Genomic DNA, 20524 nt, shown 5'->3' on the forward strand with positions numbered 1-20524 from the left:
CTAACAAGTGCCGCGCCAGGTGTGTAAATTTAAGGATTTTTTCCTAAAAGTCAACTTTTAAGGCGGACGACAAGCCTTTAAATTACACTGTCGTTCGGGAATATAAGCTCAGGGTTCGGCTTATCAGGGTCATTGTATCAACAACCTTCTATTATGCAAATTTCCTACTTGCTTTCTGTTGTTTTGGTGTTTCTGACCGTTGCAATGGTTATTGCCGGATTGACCAGGCATTTGCGGTTGCCTTATACCGTTTTGTTGGTGTTGATGGGGTTGATGATTAATTTAACTAGCACATTGACCGATCAAGTGGCCTTTGTGGGTGGGTTTCGATTGACTCATGAGTTGGTGTTGTTTGTCTTTTTACCTGCGTTGATTTTCGAATCCGCGATGAATCTCGACGCGCGGGCCTTATTAAAAGATTTGGTTCCGGTGGTCGTGATGGCGATTCCGGGCATGTTGATTTCGGCATTTCTGGTTGGCCTTGGTCTGGTGGTGTCGCTACAGCTCGATTGGCTTGTCGCGCTATTGTTCGGTGCACTGATTTCCGCAACGGATCCGGTCGCCGTGATTGCTTTGTTTAAAGAGCTTGGTGTCAGTCGAAGGCTTGCGGTATTGGTAGAGGGCGAATCGTTATTCAACGATGCCACGGCGATCGTATTGTTTAATATCGTGCTTGGTTTTCTATTGTCCGGACAGTACGACTGGGCCGATTCGCTATCGGCAGTTCCGGCTTTTATCCGGGTGTTTGTCGGCGGCGCGGGAGTCGGTGTTTTCGGCGGCCTGCTATTTAGCGAATTGATAGTTAGATTGGCTCAAAGCGGCCGGAGTATCATTTTGGTGTTTATGCTGATTATGGCTTATTCGGCATTCATCGTTGCCGAGCATTTTTTCCATGTGTCGGGCGTCATGTCGGTGTTGGCTTCTGCGCTATGTTTTAAAATAGTCGGCTTGCCGAGGTTGTCGGGTGACGTCGAGCATGTTGTCAAAGAATTTTGGGAAGTTATTGTTTTAATTTTTAATTCGCTGTTGTTCATTATGATTGGCTTATCGGTCGATCTGTTCTCGCTGCTCGGAAATTGGAACCCGGTTTTGTGGGCGGTAATGGCGGTGGCTATCGCGCGTGCCGTGAGTATTTATGCGTTGATGCCGTTTACGACCTATGTGTTCGGGTTGCCTAAAATTTATCTTGCTAGCCGGCATATCATGTGGTGGGGTGGTCTGAAGGGCGGTTTGGCAGTGGCGATTGCTTTCTCGATACCGGATACAGTGGCTGATAAACAATTATTGAAAGAGTTGACGTTAGGCGTTGTGATGGTGAGTATGCTGGTTAATGCATCCACGCTTAGGCCGCTGATGCATTGGTTGAAAATAGATCGATTGAGCAACGAAGAGTGGCTCGAGTTACAGCAAGGCATGGTTCAGCTTAAGTATTCGGTCGACGATGTCTTGCATAGCTTTGCCAATTTGCATTTACTTGACAGTGATATTCAAAACTCGGTTGTCTTCGATTTGCGCAAAAAATTGCCGTCGAGCGACAAGCCGATGTCCGAGGATCAGCAGTTAAAACAATTGCATTTGTTGGCATTGCAAGCTGAAACGGATGAGTTGGCGCGCTTGCACGATATCGGTTTGGTGAATTATTACACCTATTTTAATTTTCAGGATCTATTGAGAAAAGACCGGGCAAAAACGATAGAGGAGTTGTTGCTTATCGAATCCGCAAAAGTTGAAAATAATTCGTTTTTGCGGTTTGAAATGTCGATGATCCATTTTTTAAGCAAATACGAATGGACGCTCGGTTGGCTCATTAAATACCAAAGCGTCCGGTTTTCGAATCTCATTCGTCATGATATTGCCGGCGTATTAATGGCGCATGTAGCTTTGCAAAAACTTAAAACTGCCGATCCGAATTTATCCGGCGACAAGTTAAATATCATTAAAAAAATATATCGGAACCGTCTTCATCGACGGCAAGGGCGATTAAAGCGCTTCGGCGAATTGTTTCCGGATTTTTATCGTCAATATGAAAACAGGCTGTTTCAAGAAGTGGCGCTGCTTTATTCGCATAAGTTAGTTGTTGAGGAATACGAACAAGGCAAATTGTCGGTTAAGGTCTTTCGGCGATTAGAGCAGTGCTTATTCGATGCGCAAAAACAATTGCCGGCGATGACGGCTAGTTTGAGTCTGGCTAAACGAGATGATTGGTTTGACAGCGTCCCTTTGTTTTCCGGGTTGCCGAGGGCGGTAATCAAACGCTTAGCGGAACAGGCGCGCTATATTAGTTTCTTGCCTGGAGATACTTTGTTCGATGAAGGTGACAAAGGCGATTGTATTTATATATTAGTCAGCGGCAGCGTCAATGTATTCAAGCGGGATGAGCAGGGGCAAAGCTGTCATGTCGCCGAATTACGGAAAGGCAGCTTTATCGGCGAGCATGCGTTATCGGCCAAGGCGGTCAGAACCGCGACGGTTAGGGCTAAAACGTATATTACCGTGCTACGCTTATCGGTCGAGCAGGTTGTTGAATTGTCGGAGCAAGTTCCCGATTTGGCCGGTCGATTACGGGACGCGGAATTTGGGCATTATGCTTGATAGGGGAAGGTGAAAGGTGAAAGGTGGGGCTCTGTGTATTCGCTAACTTAAGTAAAAAACACGTCATTCCGCCAGGGATTGGCGGAATCCGTACGCCCGCGAGGGCGTACTATCAGTACGGTGAAAGTCCGTACCAGAGTAAGCCAAAAGCTCTGAAATGGAAAATAACTGCGTCACCGCGAGGTGGGGTGGGGAGTAACTGGAAATGAACTGTCAGTCTGTAGTAAGGCAAACTCGTTTCGGTTCCATGTGGTGGCGAGCCTTCGGATTCATGGCGAAGCCTGGAACTCACGGATCACGCTGACTTGGCTATTAAAGCGATGACCCGGCTGCATGGGATGTTTGGAGATTGAATGACAGGAAGGTAGTACGTAGCAAGCGGGGAGACCTGCGGGTTGCAGTGAACGACCGGCAGGAGTCAGAGCCCTCATAGTAGTGAAGACGGATACAGACAGAGCCCCGAAGAGTTTGTGGGAAAGCCGAACCAGAAATCCCGACAGCAGGGCGTAGCGTGAAACCTGCTCTGTCATACGTCCTGTAGCCGTTGAGACGAGCGGGAAGCAAAACCGCTTTTAGCTAAGGGGGGTAGGAAGATAGATGCGAACTGAACATGAAAAGGCAACCGAAGAGGTAGAATCCACAGTGTCAGAAAAGACTAGACAGGAAACAGACATCGCGGCGCTACAGCAGTGTCCGGGGGTGAAAGCCGGATTATGGACGGAGCGCATGTTGGCGGCACTGGTTAACGGTGTCAAAGGAGGCAAATGGCATAGTATGATGGACAAAATCTATGCGGAGCGAACCTTACGGATCGCCTGGCAACGGGTGAAAAGTAACCGGGGCGCGGCCGGCATAGACAAGATCAGTATCGAGCGATTTGAAAATAAAGCGGAGCAGTATCTGCAAGAACTCCAGCAGCAACTGCAAAGCGGTACGTACCAACCGCAAGCGGTCAAACGAGTAATGATCCCGAAGGCCGGAGGCGGCGAGCGGCCCTTAGGCATACCCACGGTCAAAGACCGGGTGGTGCAGATGGCGATCAAGCTGGTGATAGAACCGATCTTTGAGCACACCTTCAGAGACAGCAGCCACGGATTCAGACCGGGCAGAGGTTGTAAAGACGCCTTAAGAGCGGTCGATGAAGGGCTCAAAGCCGGCTACACCTGGGTGGTCGATGCCGACATCAAAGGCTACTTCGACAACATCAGTCATGACCTACTCATGAGCAAACTTGGCGAGCGACTCGCTGACCGACGTTTGCTCAACTTGCTGGAAGCCTATTTAAAACAGGACATCATGACCGACTGCGAAAGCTGGAAACCCACGCAGGGGACGCCACAAGGGGGCGGTACTGAGTCATAAGCGCCAACTTAAGAATCTAAGTATTTGATTAAGCAAGACTAACGCCACCTCCCTGACCTTCAATAATGAGTTCCAAAACTCGATCCGGCAAACCCTGAAGCTTTCTCTTGCGCGGACGTTCACAAAGGCTTTTTACGTGGTCATCAATAAAGCGCTTATTTTTTGGAAAANAAGCCGTAAGTCCTGCCTTGATCTCATTGGCGATCGTGCGCCATAAACGCCAATGGGTAATCGAACGATCACCGTCCATTGTGGTGGCCGCCCGGCCGAATCGGCGCTGCGCTATTTTTTGAGTCACTGCAGCAAACAGTAACTTGCCGTGCAAATATAAATCCGCCAGCTTGCTGTCTTTTCGGGCGCGTAGCCGGTCGATATCAAGCAAGCTCTTTAGCCGCTTTATGACCAGCTCCACTTGCCAGCGAACCCGGTAGAGCTCAGCGATTGATTTCGTGTCGAGCAGCGCTTCGGGGAGCGAAGTAAAAATCAACACCCAGCCGCTCAGCATCAAGGTTTTTTGGCTCGCCGTGCGACCTTTATCACGCGCACGTTGTTTCGCTTTGCGGCGTGCTTGCGCCGCCTGTTCCGGCGGTAACGGCATCGCATGCACCACGCCATCAATACGTTTGTCTTGATGGCACAGATAAACCGGTATCGCACCCGGCTGACCATTCAAATCGCGTATGCGCTGTTCCCAATCGATTTTAACACCTTTCGGTTCGTTGCACCGTTCGTAAAGCGTCATGCTGTGTGGATTGTAGCGCAGTACGACGTGGCCGCCGCGATCAATGAGCGGGACTAAAGACTTCGGTTGGTTGTAGCCTCGATCAACCAACGCGACATCACCTGCAGTCAACTGATAGTGATCCAAGCTCTCGCCGACTTTATCGGTCGTGACGTTGACCTCGCGAAGTGCTAAGCTCATCAAGTCGATCGCCACATGCAAGCGATACGTTGTTTCTTTCGCGCCGGGTTCTTGCACGGTCGAACCGTCAATCACAATGAAATTCAAGGAGTCATTGTTGATCTGTTTATCCAATCCGAACACACTCTTTAATTTCTCTTTTAAAGATCTTCGAACATCATGCCATTGTTGATCTGTTTATCCAATCCGAACACACGCTTCAGTAACGACTTGATCCACACCACGCAGGCCGCCAGTCGCTTGGTCACCGCCGTGTCGCTCAAATAGCCTTGAAGCTTGGCAACTTCGCCGGCACAGCTGCGCAACGACAAGTCCTGTCCGCAATACAACAGGACTAACTGCAATAATTGCAACGGTGATCGGATTTTCCGTGCCCGTGCAAACGCCTGTAATTCATAGGCCTGCTCCTGGAAATCTGCCGGGAGCTCTTGCAAAAATTCATCAAAAGGCGTATCTGTTAGCTGTGGCTGCTTCATAGGGATTTTCACTTTCGTCGGTAAAAATACTCTATGTTGTGGCCACACTTTTATTTTTCAACTACAAATCAACGTTTTATGCCTTAAGTTGGCGTCTATGCGGTACTGAGTCCGTTACTGGCGAACATCTACCTCAACGAACTGGATCACCTGATCGGCGACCGGTATCGCCTGGTGCGCTATGCGGATGACTTCATCATCTTGGCGGCCAGCGAAGCGGAAGCCGACGCAGCCCTGACCGAAGTGAAACAGTGGATGGCGCGCCACCAGCTCGAACTGCATCCTGACAAGACAAGGCTTGTCAACGAACAAAACGACCCGCACGGATTCGACTTTCTGGGCTACACCTTCAAAAAGGGACTGCACTTAATCCGCAAGAAAAGCCGAAAGGCGATGCGGGATAAGATAAGAGCGCAGACCCTGCGAAGCCAGGGAGTTTCAATCGATACTGTGATTCACCGACTCAATCCGATATTACGCGGCTGGTTTAACTACTTTAAACACGCCCACAAGAGCGAGTTACAAGCCATGGACGGATTTGTACGGCGCAGACTCAGAAGTATCTTGCGCAAGTACCAAAAGAAAGGGAGCGGGACAGGAAGGAACGTCAGAGACCATCAACAATGGCCGAATGCCTACTTCGCAAACCTGGGACTTTTCACACTGACTGAAGCCCATGAGCAAGCGAGCCAATCCCGATGAGGAAACTATCGACTGGAGAGCCGTGTGCGGGAGAACCGCATGCACGGTTCGGAGGGAGGGGAGAGCCTGAAACGGCTCTTCTCTACCCCTATAGTGCCAGGGACGGCAAAGCGTAGCTTCACATCCATGTAACCTGGATATCGACAATCCATGCCGAGATGACGAATAATGCACCACAGGATAAGCACTAAGTTGGCGCTTATGGGGTTATGTGGGAGCGATCCCTAGATCGCGATTTCGGAGTCGGTAAGCTTAGGTAGCAACAAATGGTATCGAAGTCACAGTGGCCTAGATTCCTTGTTCCCGGCACTCCAAAGGCTGTGAGAGTATGCGAATACATCATAAAAAATTTATTCACCATGAAGGCAATGAAGAAAAAGACTATAAAATCAACAGTCTAATTCTTCAAGTTACTTCATGTTCTTCATGGTTATTTCATAATATTGAATACTTTCACGGTCTCTCCAGCGTGGGAATGCATATCAATCAAGGGAAAGATGAATGGGTGTTGATTCGCTATTTGTTGGGGTCAAATGGCTTCGAGGCGATGGCCTTGCTCGGTCCAGCATAGAACTTGTGCACTGTTTTTTTTCCAGTCGGGTAATACGAAACGCTTCGCCTTTTGTCCGTCGATTTCGAATTCATGGATCGCCGGCCGGTGCGTGTGGCCGTGGATTAGTTGCAACACGCCGTGTTCGCGCATAGTGTCGATAACGGTCTGTCGGTTGACGTCCATGATGTCTTGCGTTTTGCCGCGTTTGTGGAAATGGCTGCGCAAGCGGTACCAACGTGCGGCGATTAGCCTTAGCCATAAAGGCTTGGAAAGGACGTTTTGCTGCCACTCCGGAGTATGCGATTTTTCGCGGAATGCTTGATAAGGGAGATCGTCGGTGCAGAGTAGGTCGCCGTGAGTCAACAAAGTCGGCGTTCCGAACAAATCGATCACGGCATAATCGCCGAGCATATTCACGCCCGTTTCTGTGCAAAATCGTTGTCCGAGCAGGAAATCCCGATTGCCTTGTTGCAAATAGACTTGCGTGCCGGACGAGGTCAGGTGTTTGAGCTGCCTTTTGATTTTGGCGTTCGGCGGCGTCGGGTCGTCATCGCCTATCCAGGCATCGAATAGGTCGCCGAGAATGTACACGGCTTCGGCGCGCGGCGCATGTTGTTCCAAATAGGACAGGAAGCGCTTGGTGATTCCGGTTTTTTCAAGCGAGATATGCAGGTCCGAAATAAAATGGATTTCGCGGGGCATAGGCAAAAGACTGGCTCGTTGAATTGGGGGAAGGCGGGGTAGGAATATGCACAAAATAACCTCTATAAGTAGTAGGCTTTGCGGCGGTTCGGTGACTCGCTTGACAGGACGCCGTGAATACGTCCGTGTAGGCTTGACGGCGGTTATCCCTGCCGCCGACACATGTCAATCGAGCCGCCGAATTCCCTTCCAAAGTTGTCGACGTTATTTCATGCTCGTTCCTTAGGGAATGGAGCGCGAATGCGGCTAAGGACTTAGTAACAAAAAACTTCCCATTAAATTATCGTTCCCATGCTCTGCGTGGGAATGTATCCCGGGACGCTCTGCGTCCCCGATGACCGATAAAACAAGCAAAAGCCAACCCATGCACTTCCTAAAGTCTATCAAGCAACCTAACTGTCGCAGTCGACGCGGAGCGTCTAAAGCAGCGTTCCCGCAAAAGGCATGGGAACGATAAGCTTGCGAGGAATGTCGGCCGGCAGCATCCGTGTTCCATTGGCAAAAAAGTCTTATTCGACGATTTCGGCTTTTTCGATCACGATGTTGGTTTTTGGAACATCCTGATGCATGCCCCGGTTGCCGGTAGGTTCCTTGGCCATAGCGTCGACTATATCCATGCCTTCAATTACCTCGCCGAAAACGGCATAGCCCCAGCCGTTCGGAGTCGGATTGGTGTAATTCAAGAAGGAATTGTCCTTGTAATTGATGAAAAATTGCGCGGTCGCCGAATTCGGATCGGGCGTGCGAGCCATTGCCAACGTGCCCCGGTTGTTTTTTAAACCATTATCGGCTTCATTTTTGATCGGATCGCGAACGGATTTTTGGTTGAAATCGCCGTCGAAGCCGCCGCCTTGCGCCATGAATCCCGGAATAATGCGGTGGAAGATCGTGCCGTCATAAAAGCCATCTTTAACGTAGGTCAGAAAGTTTTCTGATGAGATCGGTGCTTTTTCGTGATTCAATTGAATTGTGATTTCGCCCAGTGTCGTGGTGAGTTTGACCTTATTTGCTTGTTCTGACATTGTATTTTCCTTTGCAAAAGAATGGGTTGTCGCTAGTAGTAGTATTGTAGCGGTAAAAAGAGTACGCATGGTCGATTTCCGTGAGTAACAAGTAACCAAGAATTCTATGTGTTTTTGTCTTGAAAGAGAAGCACCGGCTTGGTAAATTGCCCTGTTCTGTTGTTAACCAGTCTTATCTATCATGTTGAAAATATATAACACTCTGACGCGCCAAAAAGAACTTTTTAAACCCCGTGTCGAAGGTAAGGCCGGTTTATACGTCTGCGGTATGACAGTCTACGACTATTGTCATGTCGGGCATGCAAGAGTGATGGTCGTATTCGATGTCGTCGCGCGTTATTTGCGTTACTCGGGCTATAATCTGACCTACGTGCGCAATGTAACCGATATCGACGATAAAATCATTCAACGCGCGCGCGACAACGGTGAAGATTTCCAAAGTCTTACCGAACGCTTCATCGAGGCGATGCACGAGGACGAACGCGCACTTTCTGTATTGCCTCCAGACATCGAGCCTAAAGCGACCCAATCGATTCCTGAAATCCTGGCAATGATCGAAAAATTGATTGCGAACGGCATAGCCTATGTTGGCTCTAACGGCGATGTATTTTATTCGGTTTCGAAATTTAGCAACTACGGACGCTTGTCCGGCAAAAACCTAGCCGAGTTACAAGCCGGCGAGCGAGTTGAGATCGAGCAAGCCAAACAAGATCCGCTGGATTTCGTACTATGGAAAGCGGCCAAGCCTGGCGAACCGGCGTGGGAGTCGCCGTGGGGTCAGGGGCGCCCCGGCTGGCATATCGAGTGCTCGGCGATGTCGACCGGTTGCCTGGGTAATCATTTCGACATACACGGCGGCGGCATGGATTTGCAGTTTCCGCATCACGAGAACGAAATCGCGCAATCGGAAGGCGCGACCGGCGAAAAGTTCGTCAACTATTGGATGCACAACGGTTTCGTGCGCATCAATGAAGAAAAAATGTCGAAATCGCTGGGTAACTTCTTTACCGTACGAGAAGTCTTGAAACGTTACCGGCCGGAAGTCGTGCGTTTTTTCATCCTGACTAGCCATTACCGCAGTCCGCTGAATTATTCCAACGAACATCTGGACGAGGCGGCGGTCGCGTTGACCCGTCTGTATACCTCGTTACGTGGTATCGATGCCGGCGAGTTCGAAGTCGAAGCCGATTACGAGGCGCGCTTTAGAGAAGCGATGGACGACGACTTCAATACGCCGGTCGCGTTGTCGGTACTGTTCGATATGGCTAGAGAACTCAATAAAGTCAAAGACTCCGATAAGCAAAGGGCGAGTCAATTGGCCGCTACCATAAGGGGGCTGGGCGGCGTTTTGGGTATATTGCAAGACGATGCCGAGCGCTTCTTGAAAGAAGGCGATAACCAAGCCGAAGGCTTGACGGCCGAGCAAATCGAAACGCTGATACAGGCGCGAATCGACGCCAAAAAGAACAAGAATTGGGCGGATGCCGATAAAATTCGCGATCAACTGAAGCAGCAAGGCGTGATACTCGAAGACGTTCCGGGCGGAGGCACTAACTGGCGTCGGGAGTAAACGTCGCCGAAGCGGCACGACTTTAATGACAAAATAAGCAAATCGATCCATGACCAATATCAAAGACAAATCTTTACAAACCTATCTCGATGAATTGGCCAGCAAGACGCCGACACCGGGGGGCGGCAGCGCCGCTGCGTTGATGGGCGCGCAAGCGGCAGCACTGGTCGGCATGGTATGCAACTTGACGATAGGCAAGCCGAAATACGCCGAAGTCGAAGCGGAAATGGGCGTACTATTGGACAGGTCCGAAGCGTTACGCGAACGCCTAACGGGCATGATCAAGGCCGACGTCGACGTCTTCGGCCGGTTGATGGCTTGTTACGGCATGCCGAAAGAGACTGAACAACAAAAGGCGGCTCGTTCCGAAGCGATACAGTCCGTATTGAAAGAAGCGACCGAAGTGCCGCTTGAATGTGCCCGAGCTTGTTTCGAAACGATCGAGCTATGCCGGATTGCCGCCGAAAAAGGCAATACCGGCGTCATTAGCGACGCAGGCGTCGCGGTCATGTCCGCTTACGCCGGATTGAAAAGCGCGGCATTGAATGTCTATATCAATGTCGGCAGCTTGAAAGACAAGGAATTTGCCGATCGTAAGGCTCAGGAACTCGAATCGATTTTGGAAGGCACCGAACAAGCAGTCGATGAAGTTTATCGCATTGTAAAAGAAAGGCTATAGAAGCAACCGAACGCCGAGCGTTCGCCGTTATACACATCTCTTTGAGATACGCTGTGCGTGCCATGGCGCTCCCTCCAATATTAACCAAGCTCTCATGGTTTGATGTGGCTAGAAATTCGCTGCTTAACGGCATGAAGGTACGCGAAGCGTACCCTACAATTTAGGTATACTCATCGTAGATCAAAATTCGGCACCGGAGTATTTGTCAAAGGACGCCGTGAATACCTCCCTGTAGGCTCTATGCCAGCTCCATGCTGGCAAAGCTTTTGCCGCACAGCCCGGTGCCTCCTTAGTCAGGCGCTGCCGAAATTTGAAGTACGAAAGGTATATAACGATGAGCGCAGAGCGCGGGAACGATAATTGCCGGGGGGCTGAATAGTTACCAATAACTTGTTACCTGATTAGCAAGTTTCTTCAGCTAAAGCCCAAAAACTAGCATATCCCTAGCAGGACGGGGTTTGCAACCCCGTCCTAAACGTTTTGACTTTGGCCGAAGTTAGCCGAAATGTTTAGGGCAAACCGAAACGTTGGGGACGGGTTAAATAACCCGTCCCGCAGAAGTGGCTACGACTGGCCACTGCTCGGACAGTTGGCTTCAGCAAGCTGAAGCATCTTGCTAATCAGGACTTGTTATACGTTTGTATAGAGCTTTCGCTCACCAAAAAAGTTAGCGAGAATGTTTAAGTAATTCCTTGAAACCCTTCATGAACTTTATGCGCTTCGTGGTTAAACTGCCGAATTTAGGTTGAATTACTTTTTGAGATTATTGTTAAAGATTAAAAAAATCTATTGACGAAAGTCATGAGAGTCTTTATCATACGCAGCTCTTCACGGGTGGATAGTTAGACAAGATTCGAGCTCATTCACGAAGGTCAATCGGGGTATAGCGCAGTTTGGTAGCGCGCCTGCTTTGGGAGCAGGATGTCGGGGGTTCGAATCCCTCTACCCCGACCACACTGCGCTTGTAGCTCAGCTGGATAGAGCATCGGCCTTCTAAGCCGAGGGTCGCAGGTTCGAGTCCTGCCAAGCGTGCCATCTCCTGTTGAAACACTTTTCTGTGGTGATCGTAGCTCAGTTGGTAGAGCCCCGGATTGTGATTCCGGTTGTCGCGGGTTCGAGCCCCGTCGTTCACCCCATCCAAATCTAACCCCTTATCTCTCTCCCCTCCGCTTTCACATTGACTCCTGTGACACAAACTGTGTCGACGTTGCGCCATGTACAATGCCTTTCAAAGCCTGTTTTCTCGCTGTTAGCCTTATATCTGCGTTGTGTCTAGATTTTATCGCTCATCGTTTAGACGTCTTCTTTAGCACTTCCGAAATTTAAAGTGCGAAAGCTATAATCTAGCGGTTGTCGAGGGTGCAGAATTTAGCCCCGCCTGGCGTCTACTGACAGTTTCCCCGCGCCAAATTTTGATCTGTAAAGAGCAGTATATCGTCTTGGAGAAACAGGGGCTTTACTCATCTCTTGGATTCAACCGATGCCCGCAATATTTGCAATAGACGGCGTCGAAGTCGTGGCCGGTCGCGCCGCAATCGGGGCAAGGTCGGTTATCTATTCGGCTTTGTTTGTGGCTTTTCATCAGTTCCGCGCTGTAAATGCCGGTTGGCACGGCGATAATTCCGTAGCCCATGATCATGATTGTCGAGGCGAGTAATTGTCCTAATGCGGTTTGTGGTGAAATGTCGCCATAACCGACCGTGGTGATCGTGACGATGGTCCAGTAGACAGATTTGGGAATACTCGTGAAACCGGCTTCGCTGCCTTCGACGATATACATTAGTGCGCCGAATACCACGACCAGAGTCAAGACCGTATACAAAAATACTGCAATTTTCCGAAAGCTATTATTCAGTGCAATCAGAAGAACGTTGGCTTCGCGCATGTATTCGGATAACTTCAAGACCCTGAATATGCGCAGCAATCGTAGGATTCGCAATGTCAGCATATATTCGACGCCGGGAATCAGCAGTCCCAAATAAGTCGGCAGGATCGAAAGCAGATCGACGAAGCCGAAAAAACTTTGGGCATATAGCAAGGGGCGGCGTACCGAAAGTAGGCGTAAAATATATTCGAGTGTGAATAGCAGTGTAAAAAACCATTCCGATAAATAGAACAGTTGCCGATACTGATTACGGATCGCTTCGACGCTATCAAGCATAACTGTGACGATGCTGAGTAAGATCATGATGATCAAGACAACGTCGAAAGCCTTCCCAGCCTTGGTTTCAGCGCCAAAAATGATCCGGTTCAAGGTTTGCCGCCAAGCCGAGGTAGGGCTCTCTTCATGGATGCGAGGGTGTTTTAGCGGTTTATCATGAATCATATCGGTATTTTCTGGATTGAAATACGATGGAGATCGCGTCGAGCGAAGGAGCGGAATAGGCTCAGCTTCACTGTTGCACTGGGTAATGCGAAGTCGGAGCATGGCAAACGACAAGAAAGAGTTGTTGAGGCCGCAGTTCCAAGAGAGAAAGGGCTTATTCCGTTCAGAATAGTTTTTTACATCGCCTTGTCGGTTTGCTCGGGTGTCACAATCTTAGCAGTAAAACTCGCCAAGGTATTGCCCGATACTCTGAGTTTTTCATCATAAATGACTTCCAGGCGTGTTTTATAGCGTTGACCGACTTCGCCGGCCGAGAACTCCGGCCAATCGGTTTTTTTGATGGCCGATTTTCTACCCTGAACAAAACGACACATTAATTCGGCGGCATGCGAAATATCGGGGTCGGCCCATACCTGGCCGTCCGGGTAAGGGTACTGGCCTTTCTCTACGTTGATCAAGCGATAGCGGACCAAGTCTGCGTGAGGCGCATTACAGAAGTCGACATTTCCCGAATAGCCGGTAGTGATGACATGCAGGCCCAGTTGCAAGGCTTCGGCGATACCTCGGCCAAAGCCTTCCGCCCGGTGCAGCGACAAAAAGCAGTCGCAGGCTTGGTAAAGCGCCAGCAAATCCGGGCGGGAGAGGGTGCCTTCGATGATTTTGATGCGCTTGTCCCGGGCTGCCAGTTTTTTCAGTCTTTCCCAGTTCAGGTCCTTCATCGCGGGCTTATGTGCCTTGATCACCAAGCCCACTTGCTTCTCGGTATATTGATCGGTCGGGAAGGCGGCTAAAAAGGCATCGATACACGCCTGTGGATTTTTGCGCTGAAAATAAGATTTCAAATCCAATGAAAAACAAAATAACTTGGCTGTTTCCGGTAGGCCAAAATGCTCCCGGGCGCGCTTGCGAGAAGAGAATCGAGTGATGCTTCCCAGCTCAACCGTCATCGGCATCACCATTAAAGGTTTATGGCAAACGGGAGTCAGTGCATCATATATATGCCGGGTCGACACCCAAACTTCATCGACGAATTCCAGCATCATTTCCCAATTCTTAGGCCAATTGCCGAGCTCCCAGGGCCAGTAGCCGATAGTGTAGCGGTCCTGCAATTGAGATTCCCCGCAGTTCAAATAAAAGCGACCGTGCTCTTCCGCAGTCATACAGAAAATGTTGAAACCGAACGGTCCTTGTTCCGAAACATAGTGTTCCATGCTGCGGTCGTTTTGCGGAACATCCGAACCGGGCGGAAAGTTCAGCATTGTCATCGGAACATTGGCCGACAAAAAGGCGCGGGCGGCCATCCGAACATCCTCGCCAATACCGAGCTGGCCAAAGGCATAGCCGATCAAATTGACGCCGAACGGACGCTTCGAGAAAGGGATTTTGGGTTCCTCTGGTGGCGTGTTTGGTGCGATGATGCTGTTCAGGCGGGCCGGCCATGGCGCAGGAATTCTTTTAACGATATTCTTCTCGCGCTCTGATAAAAAAAACCAATAATTGTAATCCTCGAGGCCATAGGTGTAAAACCACTGATAAAAACTCATGAGCTGATCGGGTAGCGGAAACAGCGCTTGAATATCGGGGCGTGCCTGCCAAATGACGAACTGCAATGGTGTCAAGCAGGAATGAGAAACATCGAGAGAAGCCAACTGAGAAGCCAGGCGCGATAAAAACTGTTGGTTTTGCCGAAGCGCCGGGTACTCATGGAGTCCGTTGGTCAATAGCCAAGCTAAATAGGCGGCCGAACTTTCATGGCTTGCTTCGCCCAAATGTTCGCGGAGGTCGGTTCGTAATTGTAATATCAGTGTATTTAAATTGAGTTCAGCCATGTTTTGCTATTCGTCCTTCGTGCCTGCCGAATTTATCGAAATGATCCCAGCCGGATGAAAATAATCCCGAAGCAATCGCTTTAACGACATCGGGGTTCTGAGCTAGATACCAGGCTTCGTCGAAGTCATGTCGCCCGAAAGGCGACGGTAAGTAAGGATGGTGAGCGACATTGAAGCTTTTCAACAGCGCGAATAACAGCCGGTTGTCTGCTGAATTGGTAAATTCGAGACCGGAAGACCGGTCGCTGAGGGTAAGTTCCATGGCCAATAGCTTCAGGTCGTGAGCCATGACCTGAACAGCGGAAAGGCTAGCCTCAACTGAAGCTTGTCGATTAGCCACAAAGCGGATAATCAATAATCCGTAGTCTTCGCGCAAGCCATTCAGCGTTCCCATAAGGGTATCCAGCCAGGCGTTTTTGATCGGCTCGTGAGTCACCATGAGCAACAGCGGCGCGGCAGGCTGGGTCATGGCTGATCGAAAACGTTGAACTGCCCGTTCGAAGTAAGCAAAGTCCTTCGCTACATCGGGTGAATGATGATTAAACATGAAGCGTAAACCGAATCGTTCCCGATAAAAACGGTGCTCGCAAAGATTGGCTTCGGGCGTTATGCGGTTTTCGATCGGAACCGGTTCATAGTGCTCCGGGTCGAGAAAAAGCCTGAAATCATCTTGTAGGATGTGGGTTGTGACGACCGGGGTTGAAAAAATCCAGTCGAAGGGCCCGGAAAACGCGCGATACTCTACTAATTTTAACGCGTGCGCGGCATGGCAAAAATTACCGAGCGAGATCGCTTGGTGAAAAACTTTATCGGCCCAGAGCGGGGCAAGGCAATTACTGCGGTCGGTCCACATACTGTTATGGGTTATCGAAGGTTTTTTCTATATCTAGGTTGCGCCGCCGGTTGTTTAAACCAGTTTGTAAGCGAGTAACGGCGCTTTCAGTCATGGTTAGAGTAAACGGATTCGGCGATGGCTTCAAGGTCGAGTGCCATATTCAAGTCGTCAGGCGTGCGCATCTTAGCGCTGTCTGCCAGTTACTGTATACCTTTCGCGTTTCTAGTTTTGGCTCCTCACCTAACGCTCACTGCCATTAAGTTAAGGGAAATCCGTCATTCCGCCATGGATTGGCGGAATCCAGTGCCATGGATGGCAGGCTTTTGAGGCACATTCGAGCCTGAATGCCAACATTACTTATTCTGTGACGACTTAACTTAATGGCAGTGCACCTAACGCTAGGTGAGGAGCCTACGGGGGGGGGCTTATTCGCGGCGTCCCCAGCGCCGAATTTTGATATACGATGGGTAGTATAGCTTCAAAATTCAAACGCACAGGCAATGGAGTCAGCAAGCTGAAAAAGCATTTATTGTGTCTGTTGAAGGTGATTATGAAGCCGGACAATAAAGCTAGTCAAAAGTGATCCCTGGTAGGCTCAACGACGATCCGCGTCATTGCCGGTACAGTCAGAAAGTACAGCACTCTTTTTAATCGTTTGAATATCCTGTAACGTTAAGTCCATCAATTTTGCTACCTCCGCTTCCGGTATCCCATGATTTAGCATTTTCAGAACAGTTTCAGCTCGGGCTCTTTGGTAGCCGATGTGTTCACCTTCTTCTCGCCCTTCTTCTCGTGCGGTATCAATCACATTTTTTAAATCGCGATAATATTTCAGGCTGGACTCATACGCCTGTCGCTCTTCGGGTTGAAAGCGTGCAATGCTGGCTTTTTCAAACAAGCTCAAAAAGACTTTTTCGCGCAATCGCGGCGGGATTTCATCCAGTTCATGCAAATGGCGAAACAAAAAGAACCATTTGTCTTGCAGGGTGTCGAGTTGGTCTTCCGTTTTCCTGAAGTTGGGCAAGGTCAAGTAGATAAAGGTCAGCTTGTCGTAAAACACCTGATGATGCTGGTTTTTCAATTGTACCCGATGGATGACTTCATCGCGCTGGAGGCTGTCCTCATCATCGAACACAAAGTCCAAAATGCCGATGGTGTAGACCGCCGACAGCCTAAAATCCCAGTCGCCACGTTGGGCTTGCTGTTGAATCGGGAAGGTGGCATAAAAAACGCTGCGGTCTTTGAAGAAGTTCTGTTTGGCTTTTTGCAGCTCGACAATAAAATATTCACCGGTCGCGCTGACGCAATTCAGGTCAAAGATGGCTTTGCGGTCCAGCGCCGTCGCGCCTTGGTACTCGTTATTACAAAACTGTAGTTCTTCAATCTGGTGCCGCTCCGGCAGCAAGGTATTCAAAAAGCTGATCAAATGCTCTTTACTTGCCTCTTCGCCAAAGGCTTTTTTAAAGCCAAAATCGGTGAATAGATTAATGTACTTTTCTTTCATGAGTTAGGACAAAGACAATACAACATGAGGCCAAGTTTAGCATGATTCAGTTTGTGTCTTTTTATTCGTGAATGACTGTTCCTTGTCCAAAAAACTAAGGGGGGCTTTGTTGCCTAAATAATTTGTATCTGACTCTAGTTATTCACTGACCCGAGCTATTCCAGTTATTCTACTGCGACAAATACACCGAATGAGCTTTGACGCCGTTGCCGTACTGAACAGCTTTAGTCACACCTGCTGGAAAGGGCGCTGTAAAGCGTTGCCCCTGCTGATTTTCCAAAATTTCGGTTTGGTATTCGATCACGACGCGCCGGATGTCAATATCAAACACTTGGCGAGAGTCGAACCGACCACCGTATAGTCGCCGGGCGGCAAAAGGCACCGGTCGACCGTCAGGGGTTTAATCACATCGGGATTATCAATCTTTTCCAGCGTGGTGCCGATGCGCCCCGGTTGACCTCCGGTTTTTTTAACGGTACCCCTATATCACCTTTTCCGCCCTTGCCAAACCGATTGGATGAGGGGGGCTTGCTACTATTACAGCTGTTCAAGTTCAAACGGCCCACCATGATCTGCACCAGCATAATTAGTACACCCAGTATCGTACGTTAAGCCGTTGACAATTGCGCTTCCTCGGCAAGCAATTGCTGAGCAGTTTTGATCGTGGCCTCCACGTCAATGTCATTGACTGTCAAAATAAATACCGTAAATCGTTTGGAATGACGATATTATAAGGCCAGTTTCAAAACTCGAATTTTGCCTTCGAGGGTGACCTAAGTGCCACAAAAGGCATGGATAAGCAGTCGGGGGTACTTGTAATGCTATCCGGCTTTTCTTGAATGCGAGAGAGGCTATAAATGGCAAGTCTAAAGCCTTTCGATGTATCGCGAAAAATTACGGTTTTTCGCGACAAAACGTATCAAGTATTATTTTTTATTTTTTGAAAAAATTACGCTGAGTAGTTACAAAAATTTTAATATGCAATAAGCTGATTGTTGCTAAATTGGTTATTTTGCCCAAAAGCAACAAATTATAATAGTGTTATTAATCAGTGTATTAAAAAGTAAGCGAGCGATTAGTTAAGTGGGTGTCCTTTTATTGCCTAAATAATGTGTATCTGGCCCTTGTTGTTAAGGCTATAGCTGTAACCTGTAGCCGTCTATCACCACATAATCGAGTAACACCGATGAAGCGGTATCGGCTTTGCGCAAATCAAATGTGACTTGAAAAACGTTGCTCTCACACGATAAGACCAACGGTTGATCCATACCTAGATTAAAAGAGACGCCTCGTTTTACCTTAAAGTGCTTTGAATGAAGCCCATTGCAATCAATTACAACGTCTAAAGTCTCCATCGGCAATGTGGACAAAACACGACCGCAGAGATTGAAATTCCCCATTGCCTTGCAATTGCGAAAGCTCAAACAAACTTTGCGTTCCGTTAGTCGAGATTCACCGTTAGTCTCATGACTCACTCCCGAAACAGCGAATCGCTTCTCCAAATCCTCATGAACCGTCTTTTGTCTCAACAAAAAAGCCCAGCGCTGATCCTGTATAGTCAGTCGGTTTTCCGCCAGCATCAAGCTTGCTGCATGCGGCGTACGGATAAAATTCTCAGCCAAAACCCCATCCAGCCATGGCTGTTCGGCTGCATCCGTCGTTAATTGTGTCAACCAAGCTTGTGTTAAAAGCTTTTTGATTTCATCCCGCCAACGTGCAAACAGTAAACAACTATTACGCTCATTCTGTAGAGAATTGACGCCCCTGCTCAAACTCACATGATGCCGAATAACGCTCTCGTAAGCTATAACAACTGCTTTCCCGGCCTCGCGCACCTTAAAACACAAGTCAATGTCTTCGCAACCATTATTATAGCGGGTGTCAAATCCGCCCAAAGACAAAAAAAAGTCACGCCGCAACAGCATGCACGCCCCTGTTACCCAAGGCAAAAAAGCATAATAAGTATCGGTCGGTGTGCTCTGAATATGCTCAAACTGCGCTTTGAGATTGATTTTTATCCCCGCATGATCAATCTCGCCATCCGCCACTCGGCGTTGAACATTGCCCACTAGCCCGATATTCACTTCACTATCCAGCAACAAATGCAACATCGGTTCAAGCCAGCCGGGCGAAAAAATCAAATCATTATTTAACAAACACAAGATTTCACCGCAAGCTACATCAACAGCCCGATTGTTCGTTGCCGCGTAACCTAGATTTTGTGAATTAATCAGCGTTCGCATACGGGGATGGCGCAAACGACTGAGCCATTTAGGCGTTGCATCTTTGGAAGCATCATCTACCAAAATTACTTCAAAATCCAAACCCACGGGCAATGAAGTCAGCAGGCTGGAAAGCATCTCTTGCGTTTGTTGAAGGTGATTATGAAGCGGGACAATAAAGCTAATCAAAAGTGATCCTTGGTAGGTTCAACGACGATCCGCGTCATTGCCGGTACAGTTAGAAAGGACAGTGCTCTTTTTAATTGTTTGAACATCCTGTAACGTTAAGTCCATCAATTTTGCTACCTCCGCTTCCGGTATCCCATGATTTAGCATTTTCAGGACAGTTTCAGCTCGGGCTCTTTGGTAGCCGATGTGCTCACCTTCTTCTCTCCCCTCTTCTCGTGCGGTATCAATCACATTTTTTAAATCGCGATAATATTTCAGGCTGGACTCATACGCCTGTCGCTCTTCGGGTTGAAAGCGTGCAATGCTGGCTTTTTCAAACAAACTCAAAAAGACTTTTTCACGCAAACGCGGCGGGATTTCATCCAGTTCATGCAAATGGCGGAACAAAAAGAACCATTTGTCTTGCAGGGTGTCGAGTTGGTCTTCCGTTTTCCTGAAGTTGGGCAAGGTCAAGTAGATAAAGGTCAGCTTGTCGTAAAACACCTGATGATGCTGGTTTTTCAATTGCACCCGATGGATGACTTCATCGCGCTGGGCATTGTCCTCATCATCAAACACAAAGTCCAGGATGCCGATGGTGTAGACAGCCGATAGTCTAAAATCCCAGTCGCCACGATGGGCTTGCTGTTGAATCGGGAAGGTGGCATAAAAGACGCTGCGGTCTTTGAAGAAGTTCTGTTTGGCTTTTTGCAGCTCGACAATAAAATATTCACCGGTCGCGCTGACGCAATTCAGGTCAAAGATGGCTTTGCGGTCCAGCGCCGTCGCGCCTTGATATTCGTTATTACAGAATTGTAATTCGTGAATTTGGTGGTGTTCCGGCAACAAGGTGTTCAGAAAGCTGATCAGATGTTCTTTACTTGCCTCTTCGCCAAAGGCTTTTTTAAAGCCAAAATCGGTGAATAGATTGATGTACTTTTCTTTCATGAGTTAGGACAAAGACAATACAACATGAGGTCAAGTTTAGCATGATTCAACTTGTGTCTTTTATTCGTAGATGATTTTTCCCTTGTCCAAAAAACTAAGGGGGGGGCTTTGT

The 20524-nt window shown here is 48.7% G+C and carries 16 protein-coding genes and 3 tRNA genes; 9 read left to right on the forward strand and 10 right to left on the reverse strand.

Annotated features, from left to right (window positions below):
- Positions 1-153: 153 nt before the first annotated feature.
- Both METBU_RS25490 and METBU_RS24720 read left to right on the forward strand, forming a co-directional pair.
- On the forward strand, positions 154-2592 hold the full coding sequence (locus METBU_RS25490) for a cation:proton antiporter (protein ID WP_017842118.1): 2439 nt from the start codon (positions 154-156) through the stop codon (positions 2590-2592).
- 642 nt (positions 2593-3234) lie between these two features.
- Positions 3235-3954: a reverse transcriptase domain-containing protein gene (locus METBU_RS24720; RefSeq protein WP_235726428.1), complete on the forward strand. Its 720-nt coding sequence runs from the start codon at positions 3235-3237 to the stop codon at positions 3952-3954.
- Positions 3955-3982: 28 nt separating this feature from the next.
- Here the strand turns inward: METBU_RS24720 and METBU_RS0118980 are convergent, their stop codons facing one another.
- Both METBU_RS0118980 and METBU_RS28810 read right to left on the reverse strand, forming a co-directional pair.
- On the reverse strand, positions 3983-4999 hold the full coding sequence (locus METBU_RS0118980; protein WP_017842120.1) for a transposase: 1017 nt from the start codon (positions 4997-4999) through the stop codon (positions 3983-3985).
- Positions 5000-5016: 17 nt separating this feature from the next.
- The gene (locus METBU_RS28810; RefSeq protein ID WP_017842121.1) at positions 5017-5352 is read right to left on the reverse strand and encodes a hypothetical protein; all 336 of its coding nucleotides are present in this window, start codon (positions 5350-5352) and stop codon (positions 5017-5019) included.
- A 105-nt stretch (positions 5353-5457) separates the two neighbouring features.
- Here METBU_RS28810 and METBU_RS24725 point away from each other — a divergent pair, with 105 nt between their 5' ends.
- A complete protein-coding gene (locus METBU_RS24725; protein ID WP_268869782.1) occupies positions 5458-6054 on the forward strand; it encodes a group II intron maturase-specific domain-containing protein in 597 nt (198 codons plus the stop codon).
- Positions 6055-6583: 529 nt separating this feature from the next.
- Here the strand turns inward: METBU_RS24725 and lpxH are convergent.
- Both lpxH and METBU_RS0119000 read right to left on the reverse strand, forming a co-directional pair.
- Positions 6584-7309: a UDP-2,3-diacylglucosamine diphosphatase gene (lpxH, locus tag METBU_RS0118995; protein ID WP_017842123.1), complete on the reverse strand. Its 726-nt coding sequence runs from the start codon at positions 7307-7309 to the stop codon at positions 6584-6586.
- Between the two features lie 509 nt (positions 7310-7818).
- Positions 7819-8331 carry a peptidylprolyl isomerase gene (locus METBU_RS0119000; RefSeq protein WP_017842124.1) on the reverse strand — a complete coding sequence of 171 codons (513 nt, stop codon included), beginning with the start codon at positions 8329-8331 and terminating at the stop codon, positions 7819-7821.
- A gap of 181 nt (positions 8332-8512) precedes the next feature.
- On the opposite strand from METBU_RS0119000, the gene cysS reads away from it, so the two are divergent.
- The 5 genes from cysS (at position 8513) to METBU_RS0119025 (ending at position 11716) form a co-directional block, all read left to right on the forward strand.
- Positions 8513-9901, forward strand: a complete 1389-nt coding sequence (cysS, locus tag METBU_RS0119005; RefSeq protein ID WP_017842125.1) for a cysteine--tRNA ligase — start codon at positions 8513-8515, stop codon at positions 9899-9901.
- A 49-nt stretch (positions 9902-9950) separates the two neighbouring features.
- Positions 9951-10580, forward strand: coding sequence for a methenyltetrahydrofolate cyclohydrolase (gene fchA, locus METBU_RS0119010; RefSeq protein WP_017842126.1), 630 nt, complete (start codon positions 9951-9953; stop codon positions 10578-10580).
- 877 nt (positions 10581-11457) lie between these two features.
- A tRNA-Pro gene (locus METBU_RS0119015) sits at positions 11458-11534 on the forward strand.
- Between the two features lie 4 nt (positions 11535-11538).
- Positions 11539-11615, forward strand: a tRNA-Arg gene (locus METBU_RS0119020).
- A 25-nt stretch (positions 11616-11640) separates the two neighbouring features.
- Positions 11641-11716: transfer RNA gene (locus METBU_RS0119025), tRNA-His, on the forward strand.
- A 320-nt stretch (positions 11717-12036) separates the two neighbouring features.
- Here the strand turns inward: METBU_RS0119025 and METBU_RS0119030 are convergent.
- The 4 genes from METBU_RS0119030 to METBU_RS0119045 form a co-directional block, all read right to left on the reverse strand.
- Positions 12037-12906: an ion transporter gene (locus METBU_RS0119030; RefSeq protein WP_017842127.1), complete on the reverse strand. Its 870-nt coding sequence runs from the start codon at positions 12904-12906 to the stop codon at positions 12037-12039.
- A 176-nt stretch (positions 12907-13082) separates the two neighbouring features.
- Positions 13083-14735, reverse strand: a complete 1653-nt coding sequence (locus tag METBU_RS24730; protein ID WP_017842128.1) for a glycosyltransferase — start codon at positions 14733-14735, stop codon at positions 13083-13085.
- Positions 14728-15588 (reverse strand): DUF1796 family putative cysteine peptidase, encoded by an 861-nt coding sequence (locus METBU_RS25495; RefSeq protein ID WP_017842129.1) that lies wholly within the window; start codon positions 15586-15588, stop codon positions 14728-14730. Before METBU_RS25495 ends, METBU_RS24730 begins: the two co-directional genes overlap by 8 nt.
- Before the next feature lie 577 nt (positions 15589-16165).
- Positions 16166-17074 carry an Rpn family recombination-promoting nuclease/putative transposase gene (locus METBU_RS0119045; protein WP_017842130.1) on the reverse strand — a complete coding sequence of 303 codons (909 nt, stop codon included), beginning with the start codon at positions 17072-17074 and terminating at the stop codon, positions 16166-16168.
- A gap of 190 nt (positions 17075-17264) precedes the next feature.
- Here METBU_RS0119045 and METBU_RS28255 point away from each other — a divergent pair, with 190 nt between their 5' ends.
- A complete protein-coding gene (locus METBU_RS28255; protein WP_017842131.1) occupies positions 17265-17435 on the forward strand; it encodes a hypothetical protein in 171 nt (56 codons plus the stop codon).
- Between the two features lie 775 nt (positions 17436-18210).
- On the opposite strand, the gene METBU_RS0119060 is transcribed toward METBU_RS28255, so the two are convergent.
- The gene (locus METBU_RS0119060) at positions 18211-19485 is read right to left on the reverse strand and encodes a glycosyltransferase family 2 protein (RefSeq protein ID WP_083877790.1); all 1275 of its coding nucleotides are present in this window, start codon (positions 19483-19485) and stop codon (positions 18211-18213) included.
- 18 nt (positions 19486-19503) lie between these two features.
- Positions 19504-20412 carry an Rpn family recombination-promoting nuclease/putative transposase gene (locus METBU_RS0119065; RefSeq protein WP_017842134.1) on the reverse strand — a complete coding sequence of 303 codons (909 nt, stop codon included), beginning with the start codon at positions 20410-20412 and terminating at the stop codon, positions 19504-19506.
- Positions 20413-20524: the final 112 nt, after the last annotated feature.

The sequence above is a fragment of the Methylotuvimicrobium buryatense 5G genome (assembly GCF_000341735.1).
In the GTDB taxonomy this organism is placed as follows: domain Bacteria; phylum Pseudomonadota; class Gammaproteobacteria; order Methylococcales; family Methylomonadaceae; genus Methylotuvimicrobium; species Methylotuvimicrobium buryatense.

Coding starts and splice junctions, on each gene's coding strand:
- METBU_RS25490 (WP_017842118.1), top strand. CDS start 154: ATGCAAATTTCCTACTTGCTTTCTGTTGTTTTGGTGTTTCTGACCGTT.
- METBU_RS28810 (WP_017842121.1), bottom strand. CDS start 5,352: ATGAAGCAGCCACAGCTAACAGATACGCCTTTTGATGAATTTTTGCAA.
- lpxH (WP_017842123.1), bottom strand. CDS start 7,309: ATGCCCCGCGAAATCCATTTTATTTCGGACCTGCATATCTCGCTTGAA.
- METBU_RS0119000 (WP_017842124.1), bottom strand. CDS start 8,331: ATGTCAGAACAAGCAAATAAGGTCAAACTCACCACGACACTGGGCGAA.
- cysS (WP_017842125.1), top strand. CDS start 8,513: ATGTTGAAAATATATAACACTCTGACGCGCCAAAAAGAACTTTTTAAA.
- fchA (WP_017842126.1), top strand. CDS start 9,951: ATGACCAATATCAAAGACAAATCTTTACAAACCTATCTCGATGAATTG.
- METBU_RS0119030 (WP_017842127.1), bottom strand. CDS start 12,906: ATGATTCATGATAAACCGCTAAAACACCCTCGCATCCATGAAGAGAGC.
- METBU_RS24730 (WP_017842128.1), bottom strand. CDS start 14,735: ATGGCTGAACTCAATTTAAATACACTGATATTACAATTACGAACCGAC.
- METBU_RS25495 (WP_017842129.1), bottom strand. CDS start 15,588: ATGTGGACCGACCGCAGTAATTGCCTTGCCCCGCTCTGGGCCGATAAA.
- METBU_RS0119045 (WP_017842130.1), bottom strand. CDS start 17,074: ATGAAAGAAAAGTACATTAATCTATTCACCGATTTTGGCTTTAAAAAA.
- METBU_RS28255 (WP_017842131.1), top strand. CDS start 17,265: ATGAGCTTTGACGCCGTTGCCGTACTGAACAGCTTTAGTCACACCTGC.
- METBU_RS0119065 (WP_017842134.1), bottom strand. CDS start 20,412: ATGAAAGAAAAGTACATCAATCTATTCACCGATTTTGGCTTTAAAAAA.